The organism is Streptomyces durbertensis, assembly GCF_014156695.1.
Lineage (GTDB): Bacteria > Actinomycetota > Actinomycetes > Streptomycetales > Streptomycetaceae > Streptomyces > Streptomyces durbertensis.
This window is the reverse complement of record NZ_WMLF01000117.1, coordinates 1-13,547: the sequence shown is the minus strand read 5'-3', so window position 1 is coordinate 13,547 and position 13,547 is coordinate 1. Positions and strand designations below refer to the sequence as shown.

The window sequence follows — 13,547 nt, the reverse complement described above, 5'->3', positions numbered from 1 at the left end:
GCCCTTGTCGTGTGTCCGAGACGGCGTCAGCCGGCCGTCGGAGCGTCCACCAGCGTCGTGCGCCGGGGGTTCGCCGTGGCGGCGGGCAGTTCGATGCCGTGCTCCCGCTGGCACGGGACCAGCTCGTCGGCGGCCGACAGATGGGTCAGCGTGCTCCGCCGGGGGTTCGCCGTGCTGCTCATCGTCATGGTCGTCTTCACTGGGTGTATGCCCTCGGTTGTCTCGGCCGTACGCGATGTAAATCACGAGAGTAAGCCCATGTACCCATCCGATGGTCGGTACAGACAATTTATCCGCTGTGAGTTTCCTCACCGAGTGGCGGTCAAAACGGCTAATCCGGGCACGATTTCGACGTCCCGAACCGGGAGGAAGGAGACATTCGTGTCTCTTCGGGCTGCTGCGGTGTGTGACCGATCCCGTGTGGTTGTCGCGCTGTTCGGTACGGAACGTCCGATATTTGACCGATTCGCTTTCACAAAACGTCATGGACTCCACGCTGAGCGTCACGGATGTCACAGCTCGATTCCCGGCCCTTGTTGCAGATCCGGCACTGTGCTGGAATCTCACGGACCGCCGCAGGACATCCAGCCGGCGCGCGACGGGCGCACAGCAGCGCCGCGCGGCGGAACTGGCAACGCGTCGGTCGCTCACGACCGCCGGAGGGTCCCTCAGGACCCCTCGGCTCAACACCGCCTCGCCGCTCATCCGGCGGGGCGCCTGGTCCAGAGGTTGCGACGCTAGTGCAGGGACGTTTCAAGAGGGATGGCAAGGCTGCGGCTGACCCGGAGCTGCGCGGCTCGGCCGACCGCGGCTCCGCCGCCAAGCGCGCGCAGGAGGGCGGCACGTCACCGGTCGTCCGCGACTCCGACGAGCCCACCGAGGGTGTGAAGCAGGACGCGTCCGCTGCCGGCGGCAAGGCCGGTCCGAAGGAGCCCTCCAGCACGGGCTCGCGGCTCGCGCTGCGCAACTGGCGGATCAGCACCCGTCTTGTCTCCCTGCTCGCTCTTCCGGTGGTCGCCGCGACGACCCTGGGCGCGTTCCGTATCGCCGACGCGATCAGCGAGTCGGAGCAGCTGGAGAACATGCAGCTGCTGACCGAGATGACCCAGCAGGCCACCGAGCTGGCAGCCGCGCTCCAGGAGGAGCGCGACCGCTCGGCCGGTCCGCTGACGGCCCACGGAAACGCCAAGGACGACACGGTTGTCGGTCCGAGGGAACGTACGGATCAGGCCAAGGACTCGTTCAACGACAACACCCGCAAGCTCTCCGACCAGGACGACAAGCACCTCGCGGGAGTCCGCGCCACCGTCATCGACATCGGCCGCCAGCTCAACCGGATCAAGGACATCCGGGAGCGCGCGTACGAGAACTCGGACGCCGTCGCCGAGACCGTCAGCGACTACAACCGCATCATCGAGTCGCTGCTCGCGCTCTCCCAGGACATGGCCCAGGCCACCAGCAACCCGGAGATGATCGAGAGCACCCGTGCCCTGGCGGCCTTCTCCACCGCCAAGGAGTACGCCTCGATCCAGCGCGCCGTGATCAGCGCCGGCCTCGCGGCCCCGGACGGTCCGGAGCTCTCCGAGAACGACCGGCGCTTCGGCTCGACCGCGTACGACAACGAGCGCGCCGCCATGAGCCGCTTCAGCGTCATCTACGGCGACGACTCCGCGGAGCTGACCAAGTCGCTCGACGGCGGCATCGTCAACATCACCTCCGCCACCGAGTACGCCACCCGCGTCTTCAAGAGCGCCGACGGCATCAAGGCCGAGTCCCGCTCGTACATGGACTGGTACGACCAGCACCGTACGAAGATCGACGAGATGGGCAAGATCGAGAAGACCCTGCTGACCCAGATGGACCAGCAGGCGCGCGAACTGCGCAACGAGGCCCGCCGCGACGTGATCCTCAACGGCGCGATGATCCTGCTCGTCCTCGGCATCTCGTTCGTCGGCGCCTTTGTGGTCGCCCGGTCCATGGTCCGCTCGCTGCGCCGACTCCAGGACACCGCGCAGGAGGTCTCCCGCAAGCGGCTGCCCGAGCTGGTCAAGCAGCTCTCCGAGTCCGACCCGCAGGACGTGGACACCACCGTCGAGTCGGTCGGTGTGCACAGCCGGGACGAGATCGGAAAGGTGGCCGCGGCCTTCGACGACGTGCACCGCGAGGCCGTCCGGCTCGCCGGCGAGCAGGCGCTGCTGCGGGGCAACGTCAACGCGATGTTCACCAACCTCTCGCGCCGCAGCCAGGGCCTCATCCAGCGTCAGCTCTCGCTCATCTCCGAGCTGGAGTCCCGCGAGGCCGACCCCGACCAGCTCGCCTCGCTCTTCAAGCTGGACCACCTCGCGACGCGTATGCGCCGTAACGGTGAGAACCTGCTCGTCCTCGCGGGTGAGGAGCCCGGCCGTCGCTGGACGCGCCCGGTGCCGCTGGTCGACGTGCTCCGCGCCGCCGCCTCCGAGGTGGAGCAGTACGAGCGGATCGAACTCAGCGGCGTACCCACGGCGGAGGTCGCCGGCCGGGTGGTCAACGACCTCGTGCACCTGCTCGCCGAGCTGCTGGAGAACGCCACCTCGTTCTCCTCCCCGCAGACGAAGGTCAGGGTCACCGGCCACGCGCTGCCCGACGGCCGGGTGCTGGTGGAGATCCACGACACCGGTATCGGCCTCTCCCCCGAGGACCTGGCCGCGATCAACGACCGGCTGGCCAGCCCGCCGACGGTGGACGTCTCCGTCTCCCGCCGCATGGGCCTGTTCGTGGTCGGTCGACTGTCGCTGCGTCACGGCATCCGCATCCAGCTGCGGCCCTCCGACTCCGGCGGCACCACGGCACTGGTCATGCTGCCGGTGGACGTCACCCAGAGCGGCGCCGCCAAGGGCGGCCCGGCCCAGCGCCCGCAGGGTCAGGGACAGCCGCCGGCGGCCGGCGGCAGCCGGCTCGGCCAGATGTCCACCCGCGCCCAGATGGGCGGCGGCCAGCGGCCCGCGCTGCCGGCGGGCGGCTCCCGCCCCGGCTCGCCCGGACAGCCCGGACAGCACGGCCAGCCCGGCGGCCAGGGCCCGTTCGGCGGCCCCGGCCCGAACGGCGGTCCGAACGGCGGTCAGCAGCCGAACGCCGGCCCCGGCGCCGGGCGTCCGGCGCCCGCGCTCGGCCGGCCGGCCGGCGCGGCCCAGGACGGCCCGCCGCGGCGTCCCGCCGAGCGGCGCCCCGCCCAGGACGTGCCCGCGCCCAAGCCGCCGACCCAGCCCGCGCCGCAGCAGGCGCCGCGTCCGCAGGCGCAGCCGCCGGCCGACCGCGCCGGCAATGTGCCCGGCGAGCAGCGCCAGCTGCCCGGGCGCGGCCCGATCGGCGAGCTGCCCGCCGCGCCCGAGCCCCGCCGTCCCGAGTCGCAGCGCCCCGAGCCGCAGCGCCCCGAGCCGCAGCGCCCCGAGGCGCCGACCGGCGAGCGTCGTCCCGGCTGGGCCGACAGCCGTACCGGGGCGCAGCCGGAGGCACCGCGCAGCCGCACCGCCGACGAGACGCCCCGCGGCCACGAGGACTCGGAGAGCACCGGCGAGTACGCCCGCCCCGGCTTCGCCGGCTCGACCGGCGGTCGTGACGGCCGTGGCGAGCCGACCGGCCACGGCCCGTCGGTCGACCTCCGCGACGACACCACCGAGCTGGACATCCCCATTCCGGCCACCGCGACCGCCAACACCCGGACGCCCATCTTCGAGGAGATGGAGTCCAGTTGGTTCGCCGCGCGGTCCGGCGCCCGGGAGCAGCAGCCGTCCCCGGACGCCACGCGGACCCAGCCGATGCCGCAGGTGCGCCAGCAGCCCGCGTCGCGACCGGCCGAGGGGCAGCCCGCCTCCCGTCCCGGCGGCGCGCCCGCCCCGCGCGACGGCGGCAACTGGCAGGCGTCGCCGAACGACGACCGCTGGCGCCGGGCCGAGCGGCTGCGGCAGCCGGCCGCCGGAGGCGTGACGACCTCGGGGCTGCCGCGCCGGGTACCCAAGGCCAACCTGGTGGAGGGCACCGCCCAGACGCAGTCCGCGCAGCCGGCCGGACCGCAGGTCTCGCGCGCCCCGGACGCGGTCCGTGGCCGTCTCACCAACCTCCGTCGAGGCATCCAGCAGGGCCGCCAGGCCGGTGGCACCGACAGCAACGACCGGGGCCTCGGCCCCACTCACCAGCAGGAGCGTTAGTTGAGTCCGATGAGCCAGGCGGCCCAGAACCTGAACTGGTTGATCACCAACTTCGTGGACAACACCCCCGGGGTGTCGCACACGGTGGTGGTCTCCGCCGACGGCCTTCTCCTGGCGATGTCCGAGGGCTTCCCCAGGGACCGGGCCGACCAACTCGCGGCAGTCGCCTCGGGATTGACCTCGCTGACCGCGGGTGCCTCACGTATCTTCGAGGGTGGGAGCGTCAACCAGACCGTCGTGGAGATGGAGCGCGGCTTCCTCTTCCTCATGGCGATCTCCGACGGCTCCTCGCTCGCGGTGCTCGCGCACCCGGAGGCCGACATCGGTCTTGTCGGCTACGAGATGGCGCTCCTGGTGGACCGGGCGGGCACGGTGCTCACCCCGGAACTCCGCTCGGAGCTTCAGGGAAGCCTTCTCAACTAGCCCCATGCTCCCCCCACACGAGCACGACCGTCCGTCTCGCCGATCTTCTGCCTCGCCGGAGGAGCCATGACCACCCCGCCCGCCTCACCCGGACCGTACGGTGCCGCTGATCATCATGCGTCGTACGACCAGGATGAGGGCGACCAGCCGTTGGTGCGCCCGTACGCCATGACCGGTGGGCGCACCCGGCCGCGCTACCAGCTCGCCATCGAGGCCCTGGTCAGCACGAGCGCCGACCCGTCGCAGCTGCCGGGCCTGCTCCCCGAGCACCAGCGCATCTGCCACCTGTGCCGTGAGGTGAAGTCGGTCGCGGAGGTCTCCGCGCTGCTCGCCATCCCGCTGGGTGTCGCCCGGATCCTCGTCGCCGACCTCGCCGAGGCCGGCATGGTCGCCATCCACCAGCCGGGCGGCAACGCCGAGGCCGGTGGCGCACCTGACGTGACACTGCTTGAAAGGGTGCTCAGTGGACTTCGGAAGCTCTAGCGGTGCGGCCCGCTCCACCACCTCCGCGAAGATCGTGGTGGCGGGCGGGTTCGGCGTGGGCAAGACGACCTTCGTGGGCGCCGTGTCGGAGATCAATCCGCTGCGTACCGAGGCCGTGATGACCTCCGCCTCGGCCGGGATCGACGACCTCACCCACACCGGTGGCAAGACCACGACGACGGTCGCGATGGACTTCGGTCGCATCACGCTGGACGACGACCTGATCCTGTACCTGTTCGGTACGCCGGGTCAGGACCGGTTCTGGTTCATGTGGGACGACCTGGTGCGAGGGGCCATCGGCGCGGTGGTGCTGGTGGACACCCGCCGGCTGGCGGACTGCTTCCCGGCGGTGGACTACTTCGAGAACAGCGGCCTGCCGTTCGTGATCGCCCTGAACGGGTTCGACGGCCACCAGCCGTACAACCCGGAGGAGGTCCGCGAGGCGCTGCAGATCGGTCCGGACGCGCCGATCATCACCACCGACGCCCGCCATCGCGCGGACGCCAAGACGGCGCTCATCCAGCTTGTGGAGCACGCGCTGCTGGCGAGACTGCGCTGATCAACGGCGGTCCGCCGGTAAACCGGTTGCGGACGGGGCAGGGCTTGTGAGCTATCACACGCCCTGCCCTCTTCCGCTTCATAACGGTTCGACAGAGATTCCTCGCGGAAACCGCGGGTGTCGGACACATGACGCGAGCGTAGGTTCGCACTGAGCGCAGATCGAGGGGGTTTCTGTCCCATGGTTCCCGAGATGTCCGCCTCGCTGCTTCGTTGAGTACTTGTGATCTCACGTTCAAGTGTTTGGAATGCTCACCGTCGGCGTGCTGGAATTCGCTGAACTCAGCAGTAGTTAAGGCACGTCGAGGCACGAGTGCCTACGCCGAGAGGGTTTGGTCGAGTGAGGCGAAGCAAGACGGCACCCCCGCCGCCGGAGTCGCGGGGCAACTTCACGCCGCCGCGCAGCGCGGCTTCACCGGCTGAGCCATCCATGCCCGCCGCGGAGTCCTCGGGCGGCAAGTTCGCCCCCCGCAACTGGCGGGTGGCCACCAAGCTGAACGCGATCCTGCTGATCCCGGTGCTCGTCGCCCTGCTGTTCGGCGGCTTCCGGGTGCAGGCGTCCCTGGAGACGCTGGGCGAGGCGCAGGACGCCGAGCGGACCGCCGAACTCGTCCGGGCCGCCGCCGCCTACGGGCACGCCCTGCTCGACGAGCGGGACCGCACCGCGGCGCCGCTGCTGCGCGGCGAGACGGACTCCGCCGAGGTCACCGAGGCGCGCAAGGCCACCGACGAGGCCAAGGACGCCTTCCACGCGGCCGCCGACCGGGCGCCGAAGACCGCCAGCCTCAACCGCCGCCTCTCCCGCTTCGCCGAGGTCGAGCCCAAGCTGGAGGAGCTGCGCGCCAACGCGTACACCACCAAGCTCAAGGGCGTGGACACCCAGCTCCAGTACGTCGAGGTCCAGCACCCGCTGATGAACCTCGCCAACGAGCTGGGCCTTGGCACCGGCAACGTGACCTCCTACGGCCGTACCGTCTACGCCATCTCGCTGGCCAACGCCGCCCAGTCGCTCACCCGCTCCATCGGCACCCAGCTGCTGGTCAAGCCCGGCCCGGGCGCCGCCGACAAGGCCGAGCAGGTCAAGGCCTTCTCCTCCTACATCTACCTGGAGAACATCGCGCTCAGCGAGTTCTTCGCCGCCGGCACCGAGGACGACGGCAAGCGCCTGCGGGTGGACCTGGAAGCCCTCCAGGCCAAGAGCCAGGACGAGTTGGCCAAGGCCAAGGAGCAGGCCGAGGCCGCCGGCCAGGACTTCGTCTCGCCGCCCGCGATGCCGGTGATGGCCGAGCGCATCGGCTCGGGCCTGCGCCCCTCCGCCCTGCGCGACCAGGGCATCACCGCCGAGGTCTGGTACCGCGCCACCACCGGCAAGTTCGACACCTACCGGGCGATCGAGCGCGACCTCGCCGACCGCGCGGTGCAGGAGGCCGGCGACATCGCCGCCGACGCCAAGCGTGAGGCGATCATCAACTCGGTGATCGTGCTCGCCGCGCTGCTCATCGCCTTCGTGGTCGCCGGCCTGATGGCCCGCGGCATGAGCCGCAGCATGAACCGCCTGCGCAACGCCGCCTTCGACGTCGCCGAGCAGCGGCTGCCGATGCTCGTCGACCAGCTCTCCCGCACCGAGCCCGGCAAGGTCGACACCCAGGTCAAGCCGATCCCGATCGACACCAAGGACGAGATCGGCGAGGTCGCCAGGGCGTTCGACCAGGTGCACCGCGAGGCCGTCCGGCTCGCCGCCGAGCAGGCGCTGCTGCGGGGCAACGTCAACGCGATCTTCACCAACCTCTCCAGCCGCAACCAGGGCCTCATCGAGCGCCAGCTCGACCTGATCACCAACCTGGAGAACAACGAGGCCGACCCGGACCAGCTGGAGAACCTGTTCAAGCTGGACCACCTCGCGACGCGTATGCGCCGCAACGGCGAGAACCTGCTCGTCCTCGCGGGCGAGGAGCCCGGCCGCCGCTGGACGCAGCCCGTCCCGCTGGTCGACGTGATGCGTGCCGCCGCCTCCGAGGTGGAGAGCTACGAGCGCATCGAGATCTCCGGCGTCCCCGAGAGCGAGATCCACGGCGCCGTCGTCAACGACCTCGTGCACCTGCTCGCCGAGCTGCTGGAGAACGCCACCTCGTTCTCCTCCCCGCAGACGAACGTCAAGGTGACCGCGACCCGACTGCCGGACGGCCGGGTCATGATCGAGATCCACGACAAGGGCATCGGCCTCACCGCCGAGGACTTCGCCGACATCAACCACAAGCTGGCCGACCCGCCCACCGTGGACGCGGCGATCTCCCAGCGCATGGGCCTGTACGTGGTCGGCAGGCTCGCCGACCGGCACGGCATCCGCGTCCAGCTGCGCCCCTCCGGCGAGCAGGCCGGCACCACCTCCCTCGTCATGCTGCCCGAGGTCATCACCCACGGCGGTGGCGGCAGCGAGACGGAGGGCGGCGACTTCACCGTCTCCCGCATCGTGCCCGAGCAGCCGCAGGTCGAGCAGCGCGACGAGCAGCCGTACCTGGACCACCGCTCGGCGGCCGAACTCGGCTTCGACGACAGCCGCTACGGCTCGGTGCAGGTTCCCGACGACATATCGTCGCTCGATCCGGTGGGCCGCTCGCCGCACCGCGAGGAGCGCCGCGCCGCCGTGGGCCCCGAGTCCGACGGCTACGGCCAGGACGACCAGCGGCCCGGCGCCGACCAGCAGAGCGGCTACGAGTCGGGCTACGACCAGCAGTCCGGGTACGAAGCGGGCTACGACCAGCGGTCCGGCTACGAGCAGTCCGGCTACGGGCAGGACGGCGGTCAGGGCCAGGACGGCTACCAGGACGGCGGCTACGACGGCTACCCGGCCGACGCGTACCCCTCCGAAGGCGCCGCTCCGGACCACGGCTACGACCGCAGCGGCGAGCCCGGCTACACCGCCGACGCCGGCTACGGTCAGCAGGCGGACTACCAGGCGGACTCCGGCTACGGGCCGGGCTACTCCGCCGGTGGCGCCGACCAGGGCCACCCGGGCGCGGGCTCCGGCTTCGACGCCTTCGGCCAGGGCACGCCGTCCGCCGGCCGGCCCGCCGACGGCTACACCGGGCAGGACGGCTACGGCTACCAGTCCCAGGAGCCGGCCGACGGCTATGCGGCGGACCAGGGCGACTACCGCACGTCGGACTACGACGCGACGGGTCCTGAGACCGTCCCGGGCCCCCGGAACGGCCGTCCCGAGGCCGAAGCGGAATCCGGACCCGTGGCTCCCGCTGGCGGCGGGGAGCGCGTAGGCTTCGACCGTCCGGGCTCGTCCTCGTCCGGCTCACCCTCTTTGACCAGCGCGGGACTTCCGCGCAGGGAGAAGCGGGGAGGTCGGCCGGAGGGGTCGGGGCAGCCGCAGGCCCAGCCGCAAGCGGAATCCGGAGACGGCGGTCAGCAGGCCGACTCCGGCAGCGGCGACTGGCGCTCGGCGAACGACGAGCGCTGGGAGCGCGCGGAGGGAGTCCGTGCCCCCAAGGCAGGCGGTGTCACCACCTCCGGGCTGCCGCGCCGGGTGCCCAAGGCCAACCTGGTCGAGGGAACGGCGGAGCAGACCCCGCAGGGCGGACCCCAGGTCTCCCGTGCCCCCGAGGACGTCCGAGGCAGGTTGAGCAACCTGCACCGCGGTGTCCGCAGGGGACGCGGCGGCCAGGGCGGCAAGCAGAACGAACGGCCGGGCTTCGGTACCGGCAGCACCTACGATCAGGAGCGTTAGTGTGAGCCCGATGAGCCAGGCGGCGCAGAACCTGAACTGGTTGATCACCAACTTCGTGGAGAACACCCCCGGGGTGTCGCACACGGTGGTGGTCTCCGCCGACGGCCTTCTCCTGGCGATGTCCGAGGGGTTCCCCAGAGACCGAGCCGACCAGCTCGCCGCGGTCGCCTCGGGACTGACGTCGCTGACCGCGGGGGCCTCGCGGATCTTCGAGGGTGGGAGCGTCAACCAGACCGTCGTGGAGATGGAGCGCGGCTTCCTCTTCATCATGGCGATCTCCGACGGCTCCTCGCTCGCGGTGCTCGCGCACCCGGAGGCCGACATCGGCCTCGTGGGATACGAGATGGCGCTCCTGGTGGACCGGGCGGGCACGGTGCTCACGCCCGAACTGCGCTCGGAACTCCAGGGAAGTCTTCTCAACTAGCAAACAACCGGTGCGTATCGCGTCGCTGAGCCTTAGGGTGCGGGAACGCGAAACGTCACCAGGGGGCGTCTCCCCGGAGGCGCTTCTCGCACATCGGCAGTCGGAGGAGGAGACGTGACTACGCCCCCAGGCGGTCCGTACGGCAACGCGCACCAGCCGCAGCGCGACCCCCAGTACCAGCGGTACAACTTCCCTTCGACGCCCAGCCACCACCAGCAGGCGTCGCAGCCGCCGCGTCAGCGGCAACAGCCTCCCCAGGGCGGCGGCTCGCGGTACGACTCCGGCGGCGGTAACTCGCAGCCGTTGGTCCGGCCGTACGCGATGACCGGTGGGCGCACCCGGCCGCGCTACCAGCTCGCCATCGAGGCGCTGGTCAGCACGACCGCGGACCCCATGAAACTCCAGGGGCAGCTTCCGGAGCACCAGCGGATCTGCCGCCTGTGCCACGAGATCAAGTCCGTGGCGGAGATCTCCGCTCTCCTCTCCATCCCCCTCGGCGTTGCCCGGATCCTCGTCGCTGACCTGGCCGAGGCCGGACTCGTCGCCATTCACCAGCCCGGCGGTGACGAGGCCGCCGGTGGACAGCCTGACGTGACACTGCTTGAAAGGGTGCTCAGTGGACTTCGGAAGCTCTAGCGGTGCGGCCCGCTCCACCACCTCCGCGAAGATCGTGGTGGCGGGCGGGTTCGGCGTGGGCAAGACGACCTTCGTGGGCGCCGTGTCGGAGATCAATCCGCTGCGTACCGAGGCCGTGATGACCTCCGCCTCGGCCGGGATCGACGACCTCACCCACACCGGTGACAAGACCACGACGACGGTCGCGATGGACTTCGGTCGCATCACCCTCGACCAGGACCTGATCCTCTACCTGTTCGGTACACCCGGCCAGGACCGGTTCTGGTTCATGTGGGACGACCTGGTGCGCGGGGCCATCGGCGCGGTGGTGCTGGTGGACACCCGCCGGCTGGCGGACTGCTTCCCGGCGGTGGACTACTTCGAGAACAGCGGCCTGCCGTTCGTGATCGCCCTCAACGGGTTCGACGGCCACCAGCCGTACAACCCGGAGGAGGTCCGCGAGGCGCTGCAGATCGGACCCGACACCCCGATCATCACCACCGACGCCCGCCACCGCGCGGACGCCAAGAGCGCGCTGATCACCCTGGTCGAGCACGCGCTGATGGCGCGCCTGCGCTGAGCGGCGCGCCCTCACCGGACGTCCTTCCCCTCCTCCTCTCGGGCCGGCCGGTCCGGGCACCGGACATCGACCGTCCGGAACGCCCCGGACCGGCCGGCCCGATACGCTGGAGCGTCAGGTTTCAGCAGGCCAGCACGTACGTGCTGCGCGCCGTACGTCAGTGAGGGGCGACACCACCCGTGCGCATCGCCAGATTTTCCATCGACGGCAACGTCGGCTTCGGAGTCCTGGAGGGAGACTCCGAGACCGAGGGCGGGCCCGTACTCGACATCATCAAGGGCCACCCGTTCGCCGAGTTCGAGCGCTCCGGGCAGAAGGTACCGCTGGAGAAGGTGCGGCTGCTGCCGCCCGTGCTGCCCAGCAAGGTCGTGGCCGTCGGCCGCAACTACGCCGAGCACGCCAGGGAACTCGGCAACACCGTGCCCGACACCCCGGTCGTCTTCTTCAAGCCCTCCACCTCGGTGGTCGGGCCCGACGACCCGGTCGGCTACCCCGCCTTCTCCGGTGAACTGCACCACGAGGCCGAACTGGCCGTGGTCATCGGGCGGATGTGCAGCCAGGTGCCGCGCGAGCGGGCCCGGGACGTGATCCTCGGCTACACCTGCGCCAACGACCTGACCGCCCGCGACGTCCAGCGCAGCGAGGAGCAGTGGGCCCGCGCCAAGGGCTTCGACGGCTCCTGCCCGCTCGGCCCGTGGATCGAGACCGAGGTCGACCCGTCCGACCTGGCGATCATGTGCACCGTCAACGGCGCACAGCGGCAACTGGGCCGCACCAGCGAGATGGTCCGCTCCGTCGAGGAGCTGATCGTCCACATCACCGAGGCCATGACACTGCTCCCGGGCGACGTCATCCTCACCGGCACCCCCGCGGGTGTCGGACCCCTCAACGTCGGCGACGAGGTCGCCGTCACCATCGAAGGCATCGGCACTCTCACCAACAAGGTGATCAAGCGTGGCTAGCGCAAGCACACCCGCCCCCGTGCGGGTCCGTTTCTGTCCGTCGCCGACCGGCAACCCGCACGTGGGACTGGTCCGCACGGCCCTCTTCAACTGGGCGTTCGCCCGCCACCACGGCGGCACGCTGGTGTTCCGCATCGAGGACACCGACGCCGCCCGCAACTCCGAGGAGTCCTACCGGCAGCTGCTGGACTCCATGCGGTGGCTCGGCCTCGACTGGGACGAGGGCCCCGAGGTGGGCGGCCCGCACGGGCCCTACCGCCAGTCGGAGCGGATGGACGTCTACGCCGACGTCGCCGCGCGGCTGGAGGAGGCCGGCCACGCCTACCGGTGCTACTGCACCACCGAGGAGCTGGACGCCCGCAGGGAGGCCGCCAGGGCCGCCGGCCGCCCCTCCGGCTACGACGGGCAGTGCCGTGACCTGACCGCCGAGCAGCGGGCCGCCTACGAGGCCGAGGGCCGGGCCGCGATCGTCCGCTTCCGGATGCCGGACGAGGCGATCACCTTCACCGACCTGGTGCGCGGCGAACTCACCTTCACTCCCGAGAACGTGCCGGACTACGGCATCGTCCGGGCCAACGGCGCCCCGCTCTACACGCTCGTGAACCCCGTCGACGACGCGCTGATGGAGATCACCCACGTCCTGCGCGGCGAGGACCTGCTCTCCTCCACGCCGCGCCAGATCGCGCTCTACCGCGCGCTCGCCGAGATCGGCGTGGGAGCGGGCACCGTCCCGGAGTTCGGCCATCTGCCGTACGTGATGGGCGAGGGCAACAAGAAGCTCTCCAAGCGGGACCCGCAGTCCTCCCTCAACCTCTACCGGGAGCGCGGCTTCCTTCCCGCCGGTCTGCTCAACTACCTCTCGCTGCTGGGCTGGTCGCTCGCCGAGGACCGGGACATCTTCACGCTGGACGAGATGGTCGAGGCGTTCGAGATCGGGGCCGTCAACGCCAACCCGGCGCGCTTCGACCTGAAGAAGTGCGAGGCGATCAACGCCACGCACCTGCGGGAGATGCCGGTCGCGGACTTCGTCGCCGCGTGTGAGCCCTGGCTGCGCGAGCCGTACGCCACCTGGCGCCCGGAGGCGTTCGACCGGGCTGCCTTCGAGGAGTTGGCGCCGCTGGCGCAGACCCGCCTCACCGTCCTCTCGGAGATCACCCAGAACGTCGACTTCCTCTTCCTGGACGAGCCCGTCCTCGACGAGGCCTCCTGGAACAAGGCCATGAAGCCGGGCGCCGAGGACCTGCTGCGCACCGCCCGGGCGAAGTTGGCCGAAGCGGACTGGAACGCGGACGCGCTCAAGGGAGCCGTGCTGACCGCCGGCGAGGAGCACGGGCTGAAGCTCGGCAAGGCGCAGGCGCCGGTGCGGGTCGCGGTGACCGGGCGCACGGTCGGGCTTCCGCTCTTCGAGTCCCTGGAGGTGCTCGGCCGGGAGCGCACGTTGGCGCGGGTGGACGCGGCGCTGAAGAAGCTGGAGCAGGGTGCCTGACGGCGTAGGGCTCCGGCCCCCGCCGACCGGCGACGACGCCGGGTGGACCGCGTGGCGGACCGCCCGGCGTCTGCCGTTCCGGGGGCCTCTCGGGGG

Annotated in this window: 11 protein-coding genes; 10 read left to right on the top strand and 1 reads right to left on the bottom strand. The window is 71.0% G+C overall.

Annotated features, from left to right (window positions below; all coding sequences use genetic code 11):
- Window positions 1-26 precede the first annotated feature (26 nt).
- A complete protein-coding gene (locus GL263_RS10625; RefSeq protein WP_228456382.1) occupies window positions 27-182 on the bottom strand; it encodes a hypothetical protein in 156 nt (51 codons plus the stop codon).
- A gap of 558 nt (window positions 183-740) precedes the next feature.
- Between GL263_RS10625 and GL263_RS10620 the strand changes: the two genes are divergently transcribed.
- The 10 genes from GL263_RS10620 (at window position 741) to gltX (ending at window position 13,451) form a co-directional block, all read left to right on the top strand.
- Window positions 741-4,184 (top strand): nitrate- and nitrite sensing domain-containing protein, encoded by a 3,444-nt coding sequence (locus GL263_RS10620; protein ID WP_182855368.1) that lies wholly within the window; start codon window positions 741-743, stop codon window positions 4,182-4,184.
- A gap of 9 nt (window positions 4,185-4,193) precedes the next feature.
- Window positions 4,194-4,607, top strand: coding sequence for a roadblock/LC7 domain-containing protein (locus GL263_RS10615; RefSeq protein WP_182855370.1), 414 nt, complete (start codon window positions 4,194-4,196; stop codon window positions 4,605-4,607).
- A gap of 66 nt (window positions 4,608-4,673) precedes the next feature.
- On the top strand, window positions 4,674-5,090 hold the full coding sequence (locus tag GL263_RS10610) for a DUF742 domain-containing protein (protein ID WP_182855367.1): 417 nt from the start codon (window positions 4,674-4,676) through the stop codon (window positions 5,088-5,090).
- Window positions 5,071-5,649, top strand: a complete 579-nt coding sequence (locus GL263_RS10605) for a GTP-binding protein (protein WP_182855366.1) — start codon at window positions 5,071-5,073, stop codon at window positions 5,647-5,649. The genes GL263_RS10610 and GL263_RS10605 overlap by 20 nt, the downstream gene beginning before the upstream one ends.
- A gap of 339 nt (window positions 5,650-5,988) precedes the next feature.
- A complete protein-coding gene (locus GL263_RS10600; protein ID WP_182855365.1) occupies window positions 5,989-9,384 on the top strand; it encodes a sensor histidine kinase in 3,396 nt (1,131 codons plus the stop codon).
- Window positions 9,385-9,394: 10 nt separating this feature from the next.
- Window positions 9,395-9,808, top strand: coding sequence for a roadblock/LC7 domain-containing protein (locus GL263_RS10595; RefSeq protein WP_182855369.1), 414 nt, complete (start codon window positions 9,395-9,397; stop codon window positions 9,806-9,808).
- A 114-nt stretch (window positions 9,809-9,922) separates the two neighbouring features.
- Window positions 9,923-10,444 carry a DUF742 domain-containing protein gene (locus GL263_RS10590; RefSeq protein WP_182855364.1) on the top strand — a complete coding sequence of 174 codons (522 nt, stop codon included), beginning with the start codon at window positions 9,923-9,925 and terminating at the stop codon, window positions 10,442-10,444.
- Window positions 10,425-11,003 (top strand): GTP-binding protein, encoded by a 579-nt coding sequence (locus tag GL263_RS10585; protein ID WP_182855363.1) that lies wholly within the window; start codon window positions 10,425-10,427, stop codon window positions 11,001-11,003. The genes GL263_RS10590 and GL263_RS10585 overlap by 20 nt, the downstream gene beginning before the upstream one ends.
- Before the next feature lie 179 nt (window positions 11,004-11,182).
- Window positions 11,183-11,965, top strand: coding sequence for a fumarylacetoacetate hydrolase family protein (locus GL263_RS10580; RefSeq protein WP_182855362.1), 783 nt, complete (start codon window positions 11,183-11,185; stop codon window positions 11,963-11,965).
- Window positions 11,958-13,451, top strand: coding sequence for a glutamate--tRNA ligase (gltX, locus tag GL263_RS10575; protein WP_182855361.1), 1,494 nt, complete (start codon window positions 11,958-11,960; stop codon window positions 13,449-13,451). The genes GL263_RS10580 and gltX overlap by 8 nt, the downstream gene beginning before the upstream one ends.
- Window positions 13,452-13,547: the final 96 nt, after the last annotated feature.

What these genes read in the sequence shown, in the direction of transcription:
- GL263_RS10625 (WP_228456382.1), bottom strand. Translation starts at nt 182, where the DNA reads ATGAGCAGCACGGCGAACCCCCGGCGGAGCACGCTGACCCATCTGTCG.
- GL263_RS10615 (WP_182855370.1), top strand. Translation starts at nt 4,194, where the DNA reads ATGAGCCAGGCGGCCCAGAACCTGAACTGGTTGATCACCAACTTCGTG.
- GL263_RS10610 (WP_182855367.1), top strand. Translation starts at nt 4,674, where the DNA reads ATGACCACCCCGCCCGCCTCACCCGGACCGTACGGTGCCGCTGATCAT.
- GL263_RS10595 (WP_182855369.1), top strand. Translation starts at nt 9,395, where the DNA reads ATGAGCCAGGCGGCGCAGAACCTGAACTGGTTGATCACCAACTTCGTG.